We start from the raw sequence: 19825 nt of genomic DNA, 5'->3' as shown, positions 1-19825 counted from the left end.
TTATCAAGAGATTGTTATTTAGTTTTGAGTGTTCAATACATTCAGACCATGATTTGGTATTCATTGCATAGGAGATACACCTGTTCCCATGTCGAACACAGAAGTTAAGTCCTATTACGCCGGAAGTAGTTGGGGGTTGCCCCCTGTGAGATATGGTAAATGCCAAGTGATTGGGAGTTTAGCTCAGCTGGGAGAGCATCTGCCTTACAAGCAGAGGGTCAGCGGTTCGATCCCGTTAACTCCCATTGAATATGTTATAATATATTCAATGACAATTAAATAGCGGAAGGGTAGCGAAGAGGCTAAACGCGGCGGACTGTAAATCCGCTCCTTCGGGTTCGGGGGTTCGAATCCCTCCCCTTCCATAGTTTTACGGGCATAGTATAAAGGTAGTACAAAGGTCTCCAAAACCTTTGGTGTGGGTTCAATTCCTGCTGCCCGTGTTTGTATTATGGCGGATGTGGTGAAGTGGTTAACACACCAGCTTGTGGCGCTGGCACTCGCGGGTTCGATTCCCGTCATCCGCCCTTTTAATGGGGTATAGCCAAGCGGTAAGGCAAGGGACTTTGACTCCCTCATGCGTTGGTTCGAATCCAGCTACCCCAGTTCAAATATTTTATTTGAGAAAAGTCTGTTGCCGAAGTGGCGGAATAGGCAGACGCGCCAGACTCAAAATCTGGTTCCTTCACGGGAGTGCCGGTTCGACCCCGGCCTTCGGCATAAAATAAAAGATCTAAGTATTCTTAGGTCTTTTTTGTTTTTATTGAAAATTAATATATGAAAACCACTTTCACTAAAAGCGAAAGTGGTGTAATTTATCTTAGGCAAGGAAAGTTTTGTTTGCCTTCTTGATGAAGAATTTTTCAAGTTCTATCACAACAAAGATCAGAAGTGAGAGGAGTATGGCAATAAGCCAGTGTGTTGTTGTGAGGGGCACAACATCAATGAATGATCGTAAAGGTGTAAGTGTGAAGATAAAGGTGATGAACAAGGATATAATAGTTGTCCAGAAAATTGTTTTATTTGAATACAAACCATCTTTAAATATGGAATCGTTACTCCGAGCATTAAAGATATGGTAAGTTGAAGCAAGAGCGAGGACGAGAAATGTCATTGATTGTCCAACTTGCATACTTGGAGTTGTTCCTGCTATTTCTACAAATCTTCCAATATAGAACCCGATCAGCGAAATAATGATAAAGGTTGTGGACGATGTGAGGATACGTTGTGAAACGCCCCTAGAGAAGAGGCTTTCGTTTACATCGATAGGTGTTTTTTTCATAATGTACTTATCAGAGGTTTCTCGGCTTAAGCCAAATCCAGGAATACCATCTGCAAGGACATTGATATAGAGAAGTTGCATGCCTGTAAGTGGCAACCCCCAACCAATAATAGCCCCAAACAGCATGATAAGTATTTCGGCAACATTGGCAGAAAGAAGATAATAAATCGTTCTTTTAATGTTAATGTAAACACGACGTCCTTCAGCAATTGCACTCACAATCGTCGCAAAATTATCGTCAGCTAAGATAATATCAGAGGCATTTTTGGCTACTTCTGTTCCAGCGATTCCCATTGCGGTTCCGACATCTGCCGCCCGCAATGAGGGAGCATCATTGACACCGTCACCAGTCATGGCAACAATATGTTTTTTATCCTGCCAAGCTTTCACAATTCGGAGTTTGTCTTCAGGCGAGACACGTGCATAGACTGAAATTTTTTCAATCTTTTCCTTGAGCTCCTCATCGGTCATGTTGGCCAAGGTAATCCCATCTACGACCAAGTCCCCCTCACGGTAAATATCAAGTTCCTCTGCGATTGCTTTAGCAGTTAAGGCATGATCCCCTGTAATCATTACAGGAATAATTCCAGCAGTACGGGCTTCAGCTACGGCGTGTTTACTTTCAGGTCGTGGAGGATCAATCATTCCAATAATTCCTAAGAATGTTTGATCTTCTTCCAATAATTGATGATTTTCTGGAATCTCTTCAATTACTTTGTAGGAAAGAGCAAGGACACGCAAAGCGTTTTCTGCAAAGGTGTCGTGAATATTATGTGCTTCGCTAAAATGATCCGGGACCAGCCGATCAAAGGCTCCTTTTGTAATAACGAGGTAGCCTCCGCTTTCGTGAGGTACAACAACCGTCATTTTTTTTCTGGTAGAATCAAAAGGAAGTTCCAAGAGACGCGGGGGATTTTTATCGGGCTGGTAAGCATTATGCGCGATGAGGAAGTTGATGATGGCTGTTTCCGTTGGATCGCCGTGAGTGACCCATTTTCCTTCGTCTTGTGCGGCTGTCGCATTAGATACTAAACCAAACTTGTAAATTAAATCTTTCTCTTTATCCGAGAGTTGGTCCTTATGCCAAATTTCTTCTCCTTGTACCCAGAGTCTTTGAATAGTCATCTGGTTTTGAGTAAGTGTTCCTGTTTTATCGGAAGCAATGACAGAAGCATTTCCGAGGGTTTCAACTGCAGGAATGTTACGAATGATGGCTTTTTTATACGCCATATTTTCTACACCATAAACAAGGGATAAGGTCACGATGACTGGAAGGGTTTCCGGCACGGCAGCAATACCAAGAATAACAGCTGTCATCATGTTTTCACTGAAAGGAATACCACCGTGCAATAAATTGACAATAAAGATGATTGCACCCGCGCCAAAAGCAATTGCGGCAAGACGCTTCGCTAATGAATCAATCCGTTTTTGTAAGGGTGTTTTCCCTTTAACCTGGTCTTCTAAAAGTTGGGCAATCTGTCCCATTTGACTTTTCATTCCTGTAGCAACAACAATACCCTTCGCTGTACCATTAAGCACATTTGTTCCCAAGAAAACCATGTTTACTTGGTCTCCCAAAGGCACGTCTTCAAGAATCTCGCGTGAAGCATCTTTTTCTATTGGTTCTGATTCCCCTGTGAGTGAAGATTCATCGACTTGTAAGCTATTTGCTGAAAGGAGACGAACATCAGCACCAACCTGTTCGCCAGCGTTGAGCTGAAGTAAATCACCGACAACCAATTCCTCAGAAGGAATGGTGCTTAGCTTCCCTTCACGTATAACCGTAGAATTAGGGGCTGATAATTTCTTGAGGGCTGATAATGCTGTTTCGGCACGTTCCTCTTGCATATGGGCAACGATGACATTGATGACAACGATTAACAGAATAACGATGGGTTTAGTGAAGTTACCAGTATCCATCGAGAGGTAAAAAGCAGGAACTGAGACAATGATTAAAACAAGATTCATTACCTCAAGTAGATGCTTCAAAAGCTTTTGAAAAATACTTTTTTCTTTGGCTTCTTGAAAAACATTGCTGCCGTATTTCGCTCGGTGAGCGGTAACTTGCTCTTTATTTAAACCCTCTGAAGTGCTGGTTTTATAGTACTCTTTAATCTTTTTTATATTACTTTTCTTATAATTCATAAATCCTCTATTCTACTTTTTGTCCTAATTTATAAAATGTTTTATAATATAATTATAATATTTTTATCATTTGTTACAAAACGATTTAGCGTTCAGAAAAAGCTGTATAAATAGCTAAAAATGTGGTATTATGGTAGATATGGAAACGAAAACAGTAAGTGAACTTGCAGAACTTTTTGGTGTGACTCGCCAAGCGATGAATAAACGCATCAAGCAGCTAGACGAGCAATATGTAGAGAAAAATGAAAAAAATGTTACTGTAATTAATGAGGGCGGCATTCATGAACTTGAACGCCTTTATGGCAAGGTTGTGACAGCGCAGGCGGAAGTTGTTGATGATAAGGATAACACACAAGAACTTTCAACATCGCCAACGGACACAGCTGTTTTTGAGTTGGTTTCAAATCTGATGAAAGACAAGAATGCAGAAATTGACCGCCTTAATCAGCAATTGATGGCCAAAGATGCACAAATTGCAGAAAAAGATAAACAAATCAACCGTCAACAAGAACTGATGGAAAAATCTTTGAGTGATAATAATCAATTTTTACTTGAAATGAAGGCGGAATCAGAAAAAGGTTTCTTTGCCAAACTTTTCGGAAAATAATAACAGTGGCAATACTGTTATTTTTTTATTAGAAATATGTGGAAGTAGACAAATGTAAACGTTTTCCTCTTCGTTCCCACGGTTGTGCCTATTTTCCGGCTTTTATGTTTGCAAAATCTCAAAAAAGTGTTAAAATGTAAGAGTAAGTTAAATGATTAACTTAGTGATAGAGAATTTCTCTATAAACAAAATTTTAAACCTATAAGGAGACTTACTCATGGTAGTTAAAGTTGGTATTAACGGTTTCGGACGTATCGGTCGTCTTGCTTTCCGTCGTATTCAAAACGTTGAAGGTGTTGAAGTAGTAGCAATCAACGACCTTACAGATCCAGCAATGCTTGCTCACTTGTTGAAATATGACACAACTCAAGGTCGTTTCGACGGTGAAGTTGAAGTTAAAGATGGTGGTTTCGAAGTTAATGGTAAATTTGTAAAAGTTACTGCAGAAGCTAACCCAGCTAACATCAACTGGGCTGAAGATGGTGCAGAAATCGTTCTTGAAGCAACTGGTTTCTTCGCAACTAAAGAAAAAGCTGAACAACACTTGCACGCTAACGGTGCTAAAAAAGTTGTTATCACAGCACCTGGTGGAAACGATGTTAAAACTATCGTTTTCAACACTAACCACGAAATCTTGACTGGTGAAGAAACAGTTATCTCTGGTGCATCATGTACTACTAACTGTCTCGCACCAATGGCTGATGCTTTGAACAAAAACTTCGGTCTTAAAGTTGGTACAATGACAACTATCCACGGTTACACTGGTGACCAAATGACTCTTGATGGCCCACACCGTGGTGGTGACTTCCGTCGTGCACGTGCTGCAGCTGAAAACATCGTACCTAACTCAACAGGTGCTGCTAAAGCTATCGGTCTTGTATTGCCAGAATTGAATGGTAAACTTCAAGGTCACGCACAACGTGTACCAGTTCCAACTGGTTCATTGACAGAACTTGTATCAGTTCTTGATAAAGAAGTTACTGTTGAAGAAGTAAATGCAGCTATGAAAGCAGCATCTAACGAATCTTACGGTTACAACGAAGATGAAATCGTTTCATCTGATATCGTAGGTATCTCTAACTCTTCACTCTTTGACGCTACTCAAACTGAAGTTACTACAGCTGACGGCGTTCAATTGGTTAAAACAGTTGCTTGGTACGATAACGAAATGTCTTACACATCTAACCTCGTTCGTACACTTGAATACTTCGCTAAAATCGCTAAATAATTCTGTTATTTAACGTTAGAAACAGAGAAGCTTAGCTCCTCTGTTTTTTTGTTGTCTTTATTTTTTAGTGAGTCTTTGAGATTTTTTTCATAATATAGTACACTATAGGGAGATACGTACAAGGAGCAGGGCTGGAGAAAGCGAGGATAGGAGCATGGATAAAAAGCCACAAAAGAGAAGGATTATTTTAGGAGGACTTCTTGCAGGTCTTTTACTTATTGGAATAGCTATATTTCTGATTGTTGTTTTCTCTCCTAAACCTAAAAAAGACACTGCGCGAGCTTTAAATCAACACAGAACTTCAGAAAGTTCGCTAACGAGTGCGAGTTCAACTCAAGCGAGTAAATCAGATCCGATATCCATAGCTTTAACAGAATGGAAAAGCTTGGATCTTAACCAACAAATTGCTTTATTGGCCCAATCCTATGCTCAATTGAATCCTCAAACCACGATTTTGTCATCGGACCATATGGCAATGACAGGGGATCTTGAGGATGGTGCAATAGAGTGGTATGATTCAAACAAAATCATCCATAAAGTTAATTTAAAAATTAACCAAGCGACAGTTAAATATAATTATATCAATGCTGAAACATGGGAAACAGAAGAGCAAACAACAAAAATAAATACAGTTCTTGCAAATTATTTTGAAACTCCCACAGCGAAACAAGCGACTGAAAAAATAGCTTCCAGAGTAATTGATTCTGCCCAATTGACAAGCTTAAATTCTGAGATGAATTTAGAACAAATTATTCAAGGTGATTATTCAAGTGTCCAAGGGACTTGGAAAGCTTTGAACGGCAGCACAATAACTTTTGAAAATAATCAGTGTTACATTGTAGAGGATGGACGGAAAACCAAACTTGTTCTTACTCCTCTAACAACAGATAATCTGCAAAATCAAGGCTTTCTCATGGTAAATAGTAATCCTGAAGGTTCTCCTGCTGGAGCAGGACTCTCCTTTATTCCCACAGGTTATGATTGGGCAGATACAGACAAAGCAAAACCACGTCTTTGGCTGTCCAACACTTTTGGTCCAAGTGCGCAGAGCCTTCCAGAAAGACAAAAATTAGCAGTACAACAAGCAATTTTCTATAAAGTAGATTAAACGTATAATAAACAATACCAACAATTAAAACCAGAGAATGGAGAAAAAATGGAAACACCTAAATGCCCAACTTGTTCAAGTGAATATACCTATGAGCTGTCAGACACGACATTTGGCTGCTCAGAATGTGGTAACGAATTTACACAAGCAGATCTAGAAGCAGACAAATTTGTGGTGCTTGATAGTGTGGGACAGCCTTTAGCTGATGGAGATGCTGTAATTATCATTCAAGATCTCCCCGTCAAAGGAATGCCAAAACCCATTAAAAAAGGTACAAAAGTTAAAAATATCCGCATCAATGAATTTGGGAAAAATGAACACTATATAGATTCAAAAATTGATGGTTTTGGGGCCATTGGGTTGAAGGGCTCAGTTGTTAAGAAAGCATAAATAAAAAATGACCTTCTGGTCGTTTTTTTATTTGAGGATAAAGGAAAAGGCAGTAAAACAGCTTTTCTGCTATAATGAACTTATGAAATTTAAGAGCAGAAATCCTTTATGAATAAAGCTTTGAATGATAGTAAAAAAATAACTAACCAAGAAACTAACCAAGATACTGAAATGTGTATAATAAAACTTATAAAATAAAGGACTGCTGTAGAATGATATTTAGTAGCCTTTTATTTTGTAGATTTTTACAAAAAATATCGTATATATTATTAGCTAAAATAAAGAATAACAAGAATACACCTTACAGTTGCAAATTATCTGAAAATAACATATAATGAAAGCGTACTAAAAAGTACAAATGTTTATGAAGGGAGCAATATATGATTATCACAAAAGTAAAAGTTTCATCAAAAGTATCAGAACGTGTAGTTTCAATGCACCAAGGTAATTAATTTTATATTCCCCTACTAATATAGGGGTTTTTTGTTTATATGAAAAAATAGTTTTGAATTTTTTAGAAGTTAAAAAGGAGAGTTATGAATTTTGATAATTTGAAAATTAAAAGTGTAGTTTTTGATAAAGAAGGGACTACAACTATTATTGGTAAATCTGCTGAGGAAGTTTTGGGATATGAAGATCCTAAAAATATACTGATAGATGTTGCTTATTGCTTAGATGGAAACCATACACTAAATGAAATAATATTAACTCTAAGAAACAATAACATTGATATATCTAAGGAAGAATTGAAAAAGATTATCAAAGATATTTTTATAAAGAATAATTTGATTCTGGATAATTCTAAATCGTATTTATTATCTGAAAAACAATTAATTAAATATGATAGATTACTACTGTTTTTTGCTTCATATAATAATATTGATTACATTACAGCCCAAGAAATGCAAAAGAAGTTGTTTGATGCTAATGTATTAGTATTAGGTGTAGGGGGGACAGGTGGGCATACAGCCCATTCTCTGGTAGCGAGTGGAGTTGGAAATATAACTCTATTGGATTATGATGAAATCGAACTTACGAATGTAACAAGACAAATGTTGTATAAGTCTAGTGGTATTAAGTCAAATGATAAGTTGCTAGATTCTGAGTAAAAATCTTGAAAAAAGACAGCACGAAAGAATCTAGTAAAATTTGGCAAATTTTACTAGGCTAGACAAGGAATTGTGCAGATAAAACTAATTATCTTCCATAAACCTCCTTGGTGGCGTATAGAGTTGGTGGTTGCGTAGTAGCACATCCACCAGACGCACAAGTTTTCTTGCGGTTAAAACGACGGCTCTTTTGTGTTTATGTTTGGGGACTTCATCTTTCTTTTTCTTGTAAAACTCTGCGTATTCCACGTTATGTCTTCGTACAGAGTTGGCGGCTTCAACTAAGTAATAGCGAAGATAACGATTGCCTCGTTTTGCAAGAGAAGTATTTTGAGATGAGGTATTGCCAGATTGTGTTTCTTTCCAATTCAAGCCAGCATATTTAGCGACTTGAGGATGGTCTTTAAAGCGTTCAATCTGTCCTATTTCAGCGATAATTCCTGCAGCGAATACCTTTCCAATACCAGGTACACTGGTCAAACATTGGTATTCAGGGATAATTTCTACCATGTCTTCAATGGCTCGATCAATTTCTTTAATCATCTTCTCTAAACTCCGTATTTCGCGAGCAAGGAGACTGAGTACAATATTGACAGAATCTTGTTGGACGAGTGATAAGCGGTAACTTCCTTTTATGGCAGCTTTTATTGCTTTTGCAAGTTTCTCAGGAGCTTTGAAGCGACCTCGCCCGAGTTTCTGGATGAGTTCCGTGAAATCTTCAAGAGGAGTATTTGCGAGTTCATCTAGCGTGTAATCTTCGGTCATGAGTGTCATAATTGTGGCAGACCAAACAGAGGTACTCAATTCTTCATTCTTTAATTCCGCAGAGAGCGTATTGCACTTGTAGTAGATGTTTTCAATGAAGTGTTGTTTTGTACGTACTAATTGTTCCACGAGCTGAAGTCGAGTTCTTGTGAGATGTTGTAGTGCCAGATACTTTTCTTCTTTAAGATAAGATCTTGTAAAGCGTTCAATGCGGAAGTAATCCGCGATGTAGAAAGCATCAAGGGTATCATTCTTGTTTTCTTCGAATGCCTCACGATATTTCTTTATTTTGGCTGGTTGTTCCACCATGACCTCGACTCCGAGCTGCTTTAACTCCGAGTCTTCGTGGAAGAACATTGCAGGATGAAAACTGTAGAGGGATGTGGCTTCCATGCCAATGACGACTCTATTAAATTCATACTTTTCGTTAAGTGAGAGTACTTGTTCTTTGATTTCAGAAGCACCAATCATATCATTGGTAAGTGAAGCAGCGTACAAGACTCCAAGTTCCGTGTCATTTGACATGATGCACACATCGAGTTTGGTAGAGCTGACGTCTAAACCGACAAAACATTTCATTTGGAAGGACCTCCTTTCATTTGATTAGGAAACTATACTTGACTACTGAGAGATTCCCCAGAACTCTGTATCCCTTCATCCTCGCTTATTAGAATACCCATCACAGCGATTACTTACCGCCTGCTCGCTACTAAGAGCAGAGTAATCACGGTGGAAACAGCTAGTGAGTTGGAAGATTTGATACAGCTCGGGTCGCAGACTTATGAAGAAGACGAAGCAACAAGGAGAGTTAGCATATTCCTTTTGAGTCCATTCCTAAGAATAATTATTCTGGGAAACGTCACAATAGTCAAGTAAAACGATAACAATTGTTAGAAAATTGGGGTGAAAAATACCCATAAAATATATTATACGAGGAGGGGGATATTGGCAAGAAGAAGATTGATATAGCTAAAAAAAGACTACAAGAGATAAACCCAGAAGCCAATATTACAACGATTAATAAACAAATATTTAATAAAGAACAGATACAAGAAATACTTGGGCAGCAGAAGTACGATTTTGTGGTTAATACAATGGATAATCCAAGAGGTGAAATACGCTATATTGTTGATGAAGCAATATACGATCTCGAAATTCCTTATATTTATAATGGTTCAAGTACTTCAACTGCAATTGTTGGACCTATGATTCTTAAAGGAAAAACAAAGAAATATGGGGATTTAATTCCTAACCATGAGAACTCCATTGAAAAGATATCAAGGCTAAATGATAAACTATATGTAACTACAGTTATTGAGCCTTTAAATGGTTCTGTGGGACAATTTACAGCATTTGAGGTCATAAAATATATTACTGGTTGTGCAAACCCATCAACTTTTGCAACAAGAATTGCATTAAATATGGACACTATGGAAATTGACAAATATGAATTATGAGAAAATCTCGTTGAGTGAGTTTATTGTTAAAGGGATACATCTAAAGTATCTAGTATCTGATAATCCTGAAGTAATAATAATTAATAAATTAAGGGAGTTGAAGTACGATAATATCTTCATGACGCTACCCCAAAATACTTTTTATAACTTTGAAACATATGAATTGTTTTTTTATAAAAAAAAGGCATTAACTATATTTGCGGAAACACATGCAATAAAAATAATTAATAATATCACTAATAACGCTTTAAACGAGGATAAACTGGATGCTTTAAATCTTCCAAATGGATTGCTACCTTTAGTTCCTAATGGGCAACTAATTGGTAGAGATAAGGAGTATGATCTATTAGAGATTTTATTAAATAAAAAAAGAAGATCAAATATAATATTAGTGGGTGAAGCAGGGGTTGGTAAAACAGAAATTATTTCTCATTTAAATGCAAAAAGGAATAATTCTAATATTATGGCTGTAGACATTACTAATTTAATTGCAGGAACAGAGTATAGGGGAAGCTTCGAGGAAAAAATTAATGAAATAATAAAATTTTCTATTGAAAATAATATTGTCCTTTTTATAGATGAAGTTCATACTCTGTATAATTTAGGATTAACCGAAGGAGGGGTCTCAGCACTAGACATATTAAAGCCTCACCTATCATCAGGTCAGCTTTCTTTAATAGGCGCAACAACTTATTCGGAGTTAAATCGGATACAACAGGATACAGCATTCATTAGAAGATTTAATATTTTTAAACTTTTACCCTTAACAAAGGATACAATAAAAGATAACATACACTATTTATTACTAGATTTTGATATTGAATATACAGATGAAGCCATAAATTATTTATTAAACGAGGCTATTTCATTGTATGGTGAAAAAAAATTAATTGATAAATTTTTAGATATGTTTGATACTGTTTATTCTTATTGCATGTTGAATGAGAAAACGTTAATATCTTTAGGTGAAGTAAAAAAAATTGAGTATATTTGGAAGGAGGAAATGTTATAGTGAATAGAGTTATAAAGTATTCAGATAAAGTAAAGATTTATTATCTAAGCTATTTTTTATATAATTTAGCACGTGTACTACCGCATGCTGTTTTAACAGTAATTCTTCTTAATAAAGGTATGACAGTAGGTAATATTGCTTTTATTCAAGGTTTCTTTATGTTAGCAGTCTTACTATTTGAATTTCCATCAGGGATTATTACAGACATCTGGTCTGAAAAAAAAATATATATAATGTCTTTAGGGCTTCTTGCGCTATCCTATTTTATAATAATATTTTCTGATAGTTTAATTCCATTATGTATGTCATGGTTTGTCTATGGAATTAGTAGTGCAGCGATTAGTGGCTCTTTAGAAACTTATTTTCTAAGAAGTTATGATAATGATGGTGAAAAAATAAAGAAATTTAATGTGAATTTTAATAATACACAATTGTATAGTGGATTAATTGGTGGTGGGATCGGGTCATTTATTTATAAATTTTTAGATCTAGGTCTTTATGTAATATCAATTGTGACTATTATTGTGTCAGCGTTAATTATTATTTTCTTTTTTAAAGAAGAGGCAATACATCAATTGAAAAAGCCACAACAAGTAACTGAAATATTAGGTACTATAAAACAAATAAAAAATAAGAGTATATTTTTAAGCATAGGTTTACTTTCGGCTTTTCAAATTATTATGCAACTTTTCTTTCAATTTTGGCAAGTTATGTTTTTAAACACAAAAATTTCTGACGTATATTTTGGATTATTCTATATCTTGTTTCAAATAGTTGCAATTGTAAGTAATAGAATTTTTAAGAGATTTGACTTTTATTCTTTGAAATTTCCATTAATTTCAGCACTTAGCCTATTTCTAATAGTTTCTTTTGTGATGAGTAACAAACTTTTATTTGTATTTTCTATAATTTGCTTTTTGTTCCCATTTTATATTTATAGCAATCAATTAGTGCTAGAATTACAAAAAGAAGCACCTACAAAGGCTTTCTCCTCTATAGTTTCTTTTAGTGGAACAGTTTCTAGTGTAGTTTCGTTAATATTTCTGTGGGGAGTTAGCTACTTTGATAGGTTATATTCTTTTGAATTAGTATCAGTTTGTGCTATAGTAATATTCTTTTTAGTTTCATCTTTCCTAATCATTAGGTCACGAAATCAGTCTTTATATGTAGAAAGCTAGATACGAATTTGTATATTAAATTAAGCAGATAAAAAAGAGTATGTGTAAACAAAAATATATAAAGTAAAGGGGTGCTGAAATTAATACTGATGTGAACCCTAAAGTATAGACTTTCAAAAAAGATTTGGAGGTCTTTTCTTATTAATGAACTTATGAAATTTAAGAGGTTGTAACCTTACAAGGTAAAGCTTTGAATAGTATTTATAAAAATAACTAACCAAAAAACTGGACTAATGTCAAATATTTAGACATAAAATGAGCTATATTTTCTTAAAAAAATTCTCTTCCTTCTGATTTGGAGTTAATCCATTGTTTGCGGAATGAGGATTATAGTTGTTATAAAACTGTTCGATGTATTCAAAGCAAGAGAGTTGAACTTCTTGAATGGAGTGATAAGTTCTTCGGTTTATTTCCCGTTGTTTGAGGTACTTGAAAAAGGCCTCAGTGACGGCATTATCATAAGGATATCCAGGTTTGGAGTAAGAAGCAAGCAACTGATGCTCATCTAATATTTTTCTAAAGGAAGCTGATTTAAATTGGCTACCTTGATCCGAATGAAAAATGATTGGTTCCTTAGGCTTCCTCTTATTTATAGCCATCTCTAATGTGTCACAGGCAAGTTTAGCATCAATCCTGTCACTTACTTTCCAAGCAATACATTTTCTAGAGTAGAGGTCAAGGATGGCGCAGAGATAAACATGCCGTCTATGTCCTATAGAAATATAAGTGAAATCAGTTGTCCATACTTGATTCGGGGACTTAGGATTAAATTCTTGTTTAAGGAGATTATCAGAAGAAAATGCAGGAGAGTGTTTTGATTTAACTCTAGGTTTAATCGTTGACATTTTAGGGAGTGTCATAGACTTGAGAAGTCTTAAGATACGCCCCTCAGAAATATTAACGCCATAATCACGCAGGAGAATGATTTTAAAAGCTCTCGTTCCAATTCTTTTCTTGGCTTTCATATAAATCTCAAGGAGTAATTTTCTCAAGCGTTGATTTTCTATTTCACGTTTTGAGGGCTTCTTGTTTATGAAGTTATAGTAGGTGGAACGATTGACATGTAAAACACGACAGAGCATAACTGTCGTGTGTTCAAATCGGAGTCTATAGACTGCTTTTAATCTCACTTGGAGTTTTGCATGAATATGGCACTCGCTTTTTTTAAGATAAGATTTTCTTCTTCGAGTTGTGCATTCCTTTTTTGTAATTCTTGAATCTGTTTAGCAGTCAAGACCGTATTATCTTCAAGACGAACTTGAGAGTACTGCTTGATCCATTTTGCAAGTGCAGAAGGGGAGACACCATAGTCTTTACAGAGTTCGGATTGAGTTTTACCTGTTTGGTAGAGATTAACGAGAGATTGCTTAAATTCCTCGTCATAACGTTTAAAGCCTGACATAAAAGTCCTTTCATTTTTGTGTCTTCTTAGACAGATTATAACACACTAATTTGTGTCTACTTTTATAGTATAGCTCCAACGATAATCACAAAGAATAGCAGTACATCTTGTCGAAATGCGAGACGGTGGCTAGATACTCATGACATTGATTATGAAGAAATCAATATCAGTCGTCAACCTTTCAATCTTACTCGTGATATTTTGATTCAAATATTAAGCCTGGAAGAAGAGGGGCTATCTGCATTATATGGCCGAAAGAAAAAGACAGCCCCAAACTATCAGTGGCTTGTAAAGAGTCTTGAGGAAATGTCTTTAGAGTCCGCTCTATCCTTTTTACAAAATCATTTGGAATTATTATGTACTCCTATTATTTTTGATGAAAAAAGAGTACAGCTGGGATACGACAGTGAGAACATTAGAAAGTTTATCCCAAAGGAAAAAAGAAGAGTCGAGGCAAAGACAAAAATATCTCACTTAAGACGATTAGAATTACTTGCAGGTTAATAAAAAAAGCCTGAATTTAACTGCAGGTCTTGTGTTCTCTATGGTATAATTAGTTTATGGAGTGGACAGTTCATTACTTTGAAACTCCTGATAAGTTTCTTTATGGAGTAAAGATAGAAGGCTATTCTCTCAAATTTATTCGAGACTGGAGGTATAACCTTATGTCTACATCTATAGAGAGGGAGTATTACTTGATTATCGGAATTGCGACTGCTATTGCGATTATACTTGGTGCATTAGGTAAGTTTTACATTGCTTATGGGAAATATAAAATTTCCTGTGCGAAAGCCTACTGTATCAAAAAAAGCGCCCACTATAAAAAGTAGACGCTGATATCTAGTAATACTCCGAGACTTATCAAGCGGTAGGAACGGCAATTCCTATCGCTTTTCTTATTTCATTATACCATATTGATAAACTATGTCAAATATACCTTTATATTCATATATTACAAGTGTCCATCAGAGTATACTACAATGGCTTATCTTCACTTTCTGCTATAATTGGATTTGTAAAAGGTCAAATAAGTTGAGCATTGAGTTCAGTCAAAAGAATGTGAGGTGGAGTGAATGCTGAAAGATGAATATTTTGTGTTCACTGGAACACTTACAACGATGACAAGAAAACAAGCACAATCTATTATTACTGGATTAAAAGGTCATAACCAAAGCAGCGTGACTAAGAAAACCACACGACTCGTCATAGGTTATTTTCCGATTGATTTAATAAAAGGTTATCATCCATCACAGAAGCTCTTAGAAGCAGAAGAAGCTGCCCAATCAGGGCAACAAATAAAAATAATGTCCGAGAAAGAATTTATTGAACTTATAGCTCAAACTTTTCAACTTCTTTCAAAAGGCTTATAGATTATTTTGCAATAACGATAGAACAGTATTCTCTATAGTTTAGAGAGTGCTATTTTTTTATCAACTGTAAATTTTAAGTCTACTTATAATTTATTTTGAGAAATGTTATAATAGCAGTAAAAACACGAGTAAATTTTACATGTAAATTATATCGTTTTAAAAAAAGGAATTTTTATGGCAAATATTGGATATATTCGAGTCTCTTCACAAGATCAAAATTTAGACCGGCAATTAGAGATGATGTCGGAACAAAACATCGATAAACTTTTCCAAGAAAAAGTGAGCGGAAAAGATACGCAGCGCCCAGAGTTTCAAAAATTGTTGAAGTATATCCGTGAAGGAGACCAGGTCATCGTCACCTCTCTTGATCGACTAGGTCGTGATTATGAGGATATAAAAAATACAGTTGCTTTTATGAAGCAGAAAAATGTCGCTTTGAAAATATTAGATGCACAGTTTTTAGATTTTAACACAGGAAGTGAACTTCTCGACAACGCCATGTTTGATATGTTTTTATCTCTTCTAAGTTACATCGCACAGAATGAACGTGAGAAAATACGAGAACGACAGCGCCAAGGCGTACTCTTAGCAAAGCAAGCAGGACGATACAAAGGACGCCCAACAGAATACTCTCTCAACTCGGCAGACCCTCAAAAAAAGTTAGTTTATAAAGCAGTAGTAGATATGCTAAAGGAAGAAATCCCAGTGGCAAAAATAGCCAAAAAAAATGGTCTTTCTCGACCTACCGTTTACAAAATAAAAAAAGCAAATGGCTTATAAAATATCTACACTAAAAAAAAGGAGAACATCAGCGTTCTTCTTTTGTCTTGTTTATGGTCGATGACGACGATACTCTTTTGGTAGAAATATCCGTATTTCATCTTCATTATACCCAATAAAGTGATTATTGTCCTCCATAATAATTGGAGTGGGCATGACGTAAGGATGTGAGAGTATGAAGTCTAGCGCTTCATTGAGGGAAAGATGTTCCATATATTGTAGAGCTTCTTTAACTTCTGAGCTGCTCTTTCCTGGGCGTTTCACAATAGATTTTAAACCCTCATCGGAATGTTGGAGGAGTTTGATAAGGTCACTCTTGGTCATCTTACTAATTTGTAGTTTTTCTACATCAATATTATATTTTTCAAACCAAGCAAATGCACGTCGAGAAGAACCACAGCTTCCTCTATAATAAACTTTAATCATCTTTCATCCTTTATTTAACTTTACCTATTGTATCATAGCAGAGAAAAATATCATATTTGGTTTATTTAGTAACATAATTTTACTTTCTATGTTATAATAAAAGTAAAGAAAAAGGACTTGCTCGATATAAGTCCCATGTAGCCGTTTTAAGAACGGTAGCAATACTACTTAATCAATGACCAATAGCTCTGCTAAGCTGAACGGTCATTTTTTGTTACTTGTGTTTAAGACAAGAATCATTAATGTTGCAAAAGCAATCATAAGACTCAATGCCTGGTAAACAGTCAAAAAATTTTCGCCTTTCATGTTTTGTGAGGAATTGCCACTAAAACCATGGCATCACCTCCAATCGGGGCTACCGTTCATAAACTCTACCTTACTATTATACCAAAAAAGGGAGCAACAAGCCATCTACGGCCTGCTGCTCCCTTTATTTTTTATATGGTATCCCAATTTTTTCAATTTGCGATTATATATTTTTCAATTTACTTCACAGAATTCCACGCTACACCTTCATATTTCCATTCTTTCGGTGCTTTTGTTAAAACACTCTTCTCATAAGAATCTGCTGTCATAAAGTGAGCACCAATACCTGCTTTAGGATTAAAGAGGCGATAAACTGGTTTTCCACCTGCTTTTGGTGTATAGAAAGCAACTCCTTCGCTCTTCCACCCTTTAGACGTCAAAACTTTAACCTCATTTGAATCTTTCGTATTCAAATGTTCTCCTGATTTAGGATTATAAAGACGATGGACAGTCACAGTCGTAGAGTCCGATTTTTTATACTCTTTAAAGTTTATACCTTCGCGAACCCAATCACTTGAAAGTTCTGGGAGATGTTTGTATTCATAAGCATCAGCTGTATAGAGATGTTCCATTGATTTTTTATTATAAAGACGATAAACATTTACCACTTCTTGTTTAGAAGGTGGAGTTGAATTTTCTTTATAAACATAAGTCACTGTTTGAGCCGTGGCTGATAATGTTCCGGTCGCATTTTTCGGCAATTGACTCGCATCTAAGGTGTACCCATCAATGGCTAACTTATAAGTTGCCGTCGTTGCATCATAAGTATCGCCCACATTTCCGCTAATCGTTTGAGAAGCATGGATTGACTTACCGTCTGTATCCACGTATTTCACCGTCACATCTGCGGCTTTCACTGGTGCTGGGTTTTTTGTATAAACATAGGTCACTGTTTGAGCCGTGGCTGATAATGTTCCGGTCGCATTTTTCGGCAATTGACTCGCATCTAAGGTGTACCCATCAATGGCTAACTTATAAGTTGCCGTCGTTGCATCATAAGTATCGCCCACATTTCCGCTAATCGTTTGAGAAGCATGGATTGACTTACCGTCTGTATCCACGTATTTCACCGTCACATCTGCGGCTTTCACTGGTGCTGGGTTTTTTGTATAAACATAGGTCACTGTTTGAGCCGTGGCTGATAATGTTCCGGTCGCATTTTTCGGCAATTGACTCGCATCTAAGGTGTACCCATCAATGGCTAACTTATAAGTTGCCGTCGTTGCATCATAAGTATCGCCCACATTTCCGCTAATCGTTTGAGAAGCATGGATTGACTTGCCGTCTGTATCCTCGTACTTCACCGTCACATCTGCCGCAGGAACGGGATTCTTTGTATAAACATAGGTCACTGTTTGAGCCGTGGCTGATAATGTTCCGGTCGCATTTGCCGGCAATTGACTCGCATCTAAGGTGTACCCATCAATGGCTAACTTATAAGTTGCCGTCGTTGCATCATAAGTATCGCCCACATTTCCGCTAATCGTTTGAGAAGCATGGATTGACTTGCCGTCTGTATCCTCGTACTTCACCGTCACATCTGCCGCAGGAACTGCTGGTTGCCAAACATAGGTATCCGCCACACCGGTCTGACTTCGACTGATCAAGTCCGCGGTATCCCCTGACCAAGTTCCATTTGGTGAAGCTGGGGTACCTGTTCCGATACTTTGCCATTTTCCTGTATAATTATTATTTTTTGGAACAGGATTCAAATCACATGTACCTAACAAGTGTGATTTCAATCCTAAAGTTAGCTTTTTAATGGTCGTATTCGAAAACATATAGTTCATAGTGGTTACCTTAGAAGTATCAAATTTAGATAGATCCAAGGTGGTTAAGGCGCTACAGCCATTGAACATATAGTTCATACTGGTTACATTAGAAGTATCAAATTTAGATAGATCCAAGGTGGTTAAGGCGGAACAGCCATAGAACATATAGTTCATACTGGTTACATTAGAAGTATCAAATTTAGATAGATCCAAGGTGGTTAAGGCGCTACAGCCATTGAACATATAGTTCATAGTGGTTACCTTAGAAGTATCAAATTTAGATAGATCCAAGGTGGTTAAGGCGCTACAGCCATAGAACATATAGTTCATACTGGTTACATTAGAAGTATCAAATTTAGATAGATCCAAGGTGGTTAAGGCGGGACAGCCATAGAACATAGAGTTCATATCGGTTACCTTAGAAGTATCAAATGAAGATAGATCCAAGGTGGTTAAGGCGGAACAGCCATAGAACATATAGTTCATACTGGTTACATTAGAAGTATCAAATTTAGATAGATCCAAGGTGGTTAAGGCGCTACAGCCATAGAACATATAGTTCATACTGGTTACATTAGAAGTATCAAATTTAGATAGATCCAAGGTGGTTAAGGCGCTACAGCCATAGAACATAGTGCTCATATTGGTTACATTAGAAGTATCAAATGAAGATAGATCCAAGGTGGTTAAGGCGGAACAGTCATAGAACATATAGTTCATATCGGTTACATTAGAAGTATCAAATGAAGATAGATCCAAGGTGGTTAAGGCGTGACATTTCCAGAACATATGGCGCATATCGGTTACGTTGGAGGTATTGAAATTACTGATGTTATCAATCTCTGTTAGCTGATCTAGACCAGAAAACAGATACGATGAATTTGCTGCCGCCACAACTGCGCCATCAAAGGAAATCTTGTTAATCTTTGACTTATATTGGTCCCATGGCGATACGTTATTGGATGTATCTTCAAGCGTCCCTGCACCTAAGTGCAAGTTACCTGCGGCATCAATGTTCCATGCCACCGTCCCCCATGTGCCTGAAGCGATAGCTGCGAGATTAGAAGAAGTGCTCTGCTGTGCTTGAGCGGTTGGCTCCTTCTTTTGGGTCGTCGTTACCACTGGTTTTGAACTGGCTACGGTTTCCTTAGAAGTCGCTTGACTTTGAGAAGTTGAGGCAGGTTCTGACGTTTGAGGTGCAGAACCCTTTGAACTGGAGGCTGAGGGAAGCGTTGAAGGAAGCGGCTTCGAAGGTGTACTTGAAGTACTTTTGATTTGGGACGAGAGGGTCACCTCTGTGGCTGTCGCAACAAGCGGCGTAGTGGAAGGCAAGATTAAGATTCCTGCCGCCAATAGTAATGAAGATTTTTTTATCATTGTTATTCCTTTCTTTAACAATATAAGTTAAGTTTGAGTTTTAAATTATTGGATTAACTACCCGAATTGCTAGTTAATTTCATTGGAAAATAAATAAGTCGTGCTATCCTG

General features: G+C 36.6%; 17 protein-coding genes, 6 tRNA genes, 1 rRNA gene and 1 pseudogene. 19 read left to right on the top strand and 6 right to left on the bottom strand.

Annotation, left to right across the window (positions count from 1 at the left end; all coding sequences use genetic code 11):
- The first annotated feature begins 52 nt into the window (after positions 1-52).
- The 7 genes from rrf to PYW30_RS10100 all read left to right on the top strand — a co-directional run bounded on the left by rrf (position 53) and on the right by PYW30_RS10100 (position 720).
- A 5S ribosomal RNA gene (gene rrf, locus PYW30_RS10130) occupies positions 53-168 on the top strand.
- A gap of 4 nt (positions 169-172) precedes the next feature.
- A tRNA-Val gene (locus PYW30_RS10125) sits at positions 173-245 on the top strand.
- A 39-nt stretch (positions 246-284) separates the two neighbouring features.
- Positions 285-365 (top strand) — tRNA-Tyr (locus PYW30_RS10120).
- Between the two features lie 7 nt (positions 366-372).
- Positions 373-443, top strand: a tRNA-Trp gene (locus tag PYW30_RS10115).
- Between the two features lie 11 nt (positions 444-454).
- Positions 455-527 (top strand) — tRNA-His (locus PYW30_RS10110).
- Positions 528-534: 7 nt separating this feature from the next.
- Positions 535-606 (top strand) — tRNA-Gln (locus PYW30_RS10105).
- A 30-nt stretch (positions 607-636) separates the two neighbouring features.
- Positions 637-720, top strand: a tRNA-Leu gene (locus PYW30_RS10100).
- Between the two features lie 100 nt (positions 721-820).
- Here the strand turns inward: PYW30_RS10100 and PYW30_RS10095 are convergent.
- Positions 821-3427 (bottom strand): cation-translocating P-type ATPase, encoded by a 2607-nt coding sequence (locus PYW30_RS10095; RefSeq protein ID WP_042219867.1) that lies wholly within the window; start codon positions 3425-3427, stop codon positions 821-823.
- Between the two features lie 130 nt (positions 3428-3557).
- On the opposite strand from PYW30_RS10095, the gene PYW30_RS10090 reads away from it, so the two are divergent.
- The 5 genes from PYW30_RS10090 (at position 3558) to PYW30_RS10070 (ending at position 7869) form a co-directional block, all read left to right on the top strand.
- Positions 3558-4034 (top strand): DUF536 domain-containing protein, encoded by a 477-nt coding sequence (locus tag PYW30_RS10090; RefSeq protein WP_003133075.1) that lies wholly within the window; start codon positions 3558-3560, stop codon positions 4032-4034.
- A gap of 217 nt (positions 4035-4251) precedes the next feature.
- Positions 4252-5262 carry a type I glyceraldehyde-3-phosphate dehydrogenase gene (gene gap, locus PYW30_RS10085; protein ID WP_003133076.1) on the top strand — a complete coding sequence of 337 codons (1011 nt, stop codon included), beginning with the start codon at positions 4252-4254 and terminating at the stop codon, positions 5260-5262.
- A gap of 154 nt (positions 5263-5416) precedes the next feature.
- Positions 5417-6370: a DUF6287 domain-containing protein gene (locus PYW30_RS10080; protein ID WP_042219864.1), complete on the top strand. Its 954-nt coding sequence runs from the start codon at positions 5417-5419 to the stop codon at positions 6368-6370.
- 48 nt (positions 6371-6418) lie between these two features.
- Entirely contained in the window at positions 6419-6760 is a 342-nt protein-coding gene (locus tag PYW30_RS10075; RefSeq protein WP_003133078.1) for a zinc ribbon domain-containing protein YjdM, read from the top strand.
- 536 nt (positions 6761-7296) lie between these two features.
- Positions 7297-7869, top strand: coding sequence for a ThiF family adenylyltransferase (locus tag PYW30_RS10070; protein ID WP_150385317.1), 573 nt, complete (start codon positions 7297-7299; stop codon positions 7867-7869).
- A gap of 84 nt (positions 7870-7953) precedes the next feature.
- Here PYW30_RS10070 and PYW30_RS10065 read toward each other — a convergent pair whose 3' ends face one another.
- Positions 7954-9213 carry an IS110 family RNA-guided transposase gene (locus tag PYW30_RS10065; protein ID WP_042219922.1) on the bottom strand — a complete coding sequence of 420 codons (1260 nt, stop codon included), beginning with the start codon at positions 9211-9213 and terminating at the stop codon, positions 7954-7956.
- 344 nt (positions 9214-9557) lie between these two features.
- Between PYW30_RS10065 and PYW30_RS10060 the strand changes: the two genes are divergently transcribed.
- The 3 genes from PYW30_RS10060 to PYW30_RS10050 are packed head-to-tail and all read left to right on the top strand — an operon-like array spanning position 9558 to position 12281.
- Positions 9558-10091 (top strand): ThiF family adenylyltransferase, encoded by a 534-nt coding sequence (locus PYW30_RS10060; protein ID WP_096822746.1) that lies wholly within the window; start codon positions 9558-9560, stop codon positions 10089-10091.
- A complete protein-coding gene (locus PYW30_RS10055; protein ID WP_042219872.1) occupies positions 10081-11103 on the top strand; it encodes an AAA family ATPase in 1023 nt (340 codons plus the stop codon). Before PYW30_RS10060 ends, PYW30_RS10055 begins: the two co-directional genes overlap by 11 nt.
- Positions 11103-12281 carry an MFS transporter gene (locus PYW30_RS10050; RefSeq protein WP_052370199.1) on the top strand — a complete coding sequence of 393 codons (1179 nt, stop codon included), beginning with the start codon at positions 11103-11105 and terminating at the stop codon, positions 12279-12281. The genes PYW30_RS10055 and PYW30_RS10050 overlap by 1 nt, the downstream gene beginning before the upstream one ends.
- Positions 12282-12525: 244 nt before the next feature.
- On the opposite strand, the pseudogene PYW30_RS10045 reads toward PYW30_RS10050, so the two are convergent.
- A pseudogene (locus PYW30_RS10045) lies at positions 12526-13683 on the bottom strand (IS3 family transposase).
- Between the two features lie 48 nt (positions 13684-13731).
- Here PYW30_RS10045 and PYW30_RS10040 point away from each other — a divergent pair.
- From PYW30_RS10040 to PYW30_RS10025, 4 genes are all read left to right on the top strand, one after another.
- Positions 13732-14187 (top strand): ArsC/Spx/MgsR family protein, encoded by a 456-nt coding sequence (locus tag PYW30_RS10040; protein ID WP_338150028.1) that lies wholly within the window; start codon positions 13732-13734, stop codon positions 14185-14187.
- A 161-nt stretch (positions 14188-14348) separates the two neighbouring features.
- Positions 14349-14513 carry a hypothetical protein gene (locus PYW30_RS10035; protein WP_169740176.1) on the top strand — a complete coding sequence of 55 codons (165 nt, stop codon included), beginning with the start codon at positions 14349-14351 and terminating at the stop codon, positions 14511-14513.
- Positions 14514-14756: 243 nt separating this feature from the next.
- Positions 14757-15053: a BRCT domain-containing protein gene (locus PYW30_RS10030; protein ID WP_042219880.1), complete on the top strand. Its 297-nt coding sequence runs from the start codon at positions 14757-14759 to the stop codon at positions 15051-15053.
- A gap of 174 nt (positions 15054-15227) precedes the next feature.
- Positions 15228-15833: a recombinase family protein gene (locus tag PYW30_RS10025; RefSeq protein ID WP_042219918.1), complete on the top strand. Its 606-nt coding sequence runs from the start codon at positions 15228-15230 to the stop codon at positions 15831-15833.
- Between the two features lie 51 nt (positions 15834-15884).
- Here the strand turns inward: PYW30_RS10025 and PYW30_RS10020 are convergent, their stop codons facing one another.
- The 3 genes from PYW30_RS10020 to PYW30_RS10010 all read right to left on the bottom strand — a co-directional run bounded on the left by PYW30_RS10020 (position 15885) and on the right by PYW30_RS10010 (position 19714).
- Complete coding sequence (locus PYW30_RS10020; protein ID WP_042219915.1) at positions 15885-16259, bottom strand: ArsC/Spx/MgsR family protein; 375 nt, start codon at positions 16257-16259, stop codon at positions 15885-15887.
- Positions 16260-16463: 204 nt separating this feature from the next.
- A complete protein-coding gene (locus PYW30_RS10015; RefSeq protein WP_255204113.1) occupies positions 16464-16565 on the bottom strand; it encodes a putative holin-like toxin in 102 nt (33 codons plus the stop codon).
- Positions 16566-16744: 179 nt separating this feature from the next.
- Complete coding sequence (locus PYW30_RS10010) at positions 16745-19714, bottom strand: BspA family leucine-rich repeat surface protein (protein WP_197911534.1); 2970 nt, start codon at positions 19712-19714, stop codon at positions 16745-16747.
- Between the last annotated feature and the right edge of the window lie 111 nt (positions 19715-19825).

The organism is Lactococcus garvieae subsp. garvieae, assembly GCF_029024465.1.
Classification (GTDB): Bacteria; Bacillota; Bacilli; order Lactobacillales; family Streptococcaceae; genus Lactococcus; species Lactococcus garvieae.
Note: the sequence above shows the minus strand (reverse complement) of the source record. Positions and strands in the feature narration are given on the sequence as shown.

Bases quoted from the DNA above. Each gene is read 5' to 3' on its own strand.
- PYW30_RS10080 (WP_042219864.1), top strand. From the start codon at position 5,417: ATGGATAAAAAGCCACAAAAGAGAAGGATTATTTTAGGAGGACTTCTT.
- PYW30_RS10075 (WP_003133078.1), top strand. From the start codon at position 6,419: ATGGAAACACCTAAATGCCCAACTTGTTCAAGTGAATATACCTATGAG.
- PYW30_RS10065 (WP_042219922.1), bottom strand. From the start codon at position 9,213: ATGAAATGTTTTGTCGGTTTAGACGTCAGCTCTACCAAACTCGATGTG.
- PYW30_RS10090 (WP_003133075.1), top strand. From the start codon at position 3,558: ATGGTAGATATGGAAACGAAAACAGTAAGTGAACTTGCAGAACTTTTT.
- PYW30_RS10070 (WP_150385317.1), top strand. From the start codon at position 7,297: ATGAATTTTGATAATTTGAAAATTAAAAGTGTAGTTTTTGATAAAGAA.
- PYW30_RS10095 (WP_042219867.1), bottom strand. From the start codon at position 3,427: ATGAATTATAAGAAAAGTAATATAAAAAAGATTAAAGAGTACTATAAA.
- gap (WP_003133076.1), top strand. From the start codon at position 4,252: ATGGTAGTTAAAGTTGGTATTAACGGTTTCGGACGTATCGGTCGTCTT.
- PYW30_RS10020 (WP_042219915.1), bottom strand. From the start codon at position 16,259: ATGATTAAAGTTTATTATAGAGGAAGCTGTGGTTCTTCTCGACGTGCA.
- PYW30_RS10055 (WP_042219872.1), top strand. From the start codon at position 10,081: ATGAATTATGAGAAAATCTCGTTGAGTGAGTTTATTGTTAAAGGGATA.
- PYW30_RS10010 (WP_197911534.1), bottom strand. From the start codon at position 19,714: ATGATAAAAAAATCTTCATTACTATTGGCGGCAGGAATCTTAATCTTG.
- PYW30_RS10025 (WP_042219918.1), top strand. From the start codon at position 15,228: ATGGCAAATATTGGATATATTCGAGTCTCTTCACAAGATCAAAATTTA.
- PYW30_RS10015 (WP_255204113.1), bottom strand. From the start codon at position 16,565: ATGAAAGGCGAAAATTTTTTGACTGTTTACCAGGCATTGAGTCTTATG.
- PYW30_RS10030 (WP_042219880.1), top strand. From the start codon at position 14,757: ATGCTGAAAGATGAATATTTTGTGTTCACTGGAACACTTACAACGATG.
- PYW30_RS10035 (WP_169740176.1), top strand. From the start codon at position 14,349: ATGTCTACATCTATAGAGAGGGAGTATTACTTGATTATCGGAATTGCG.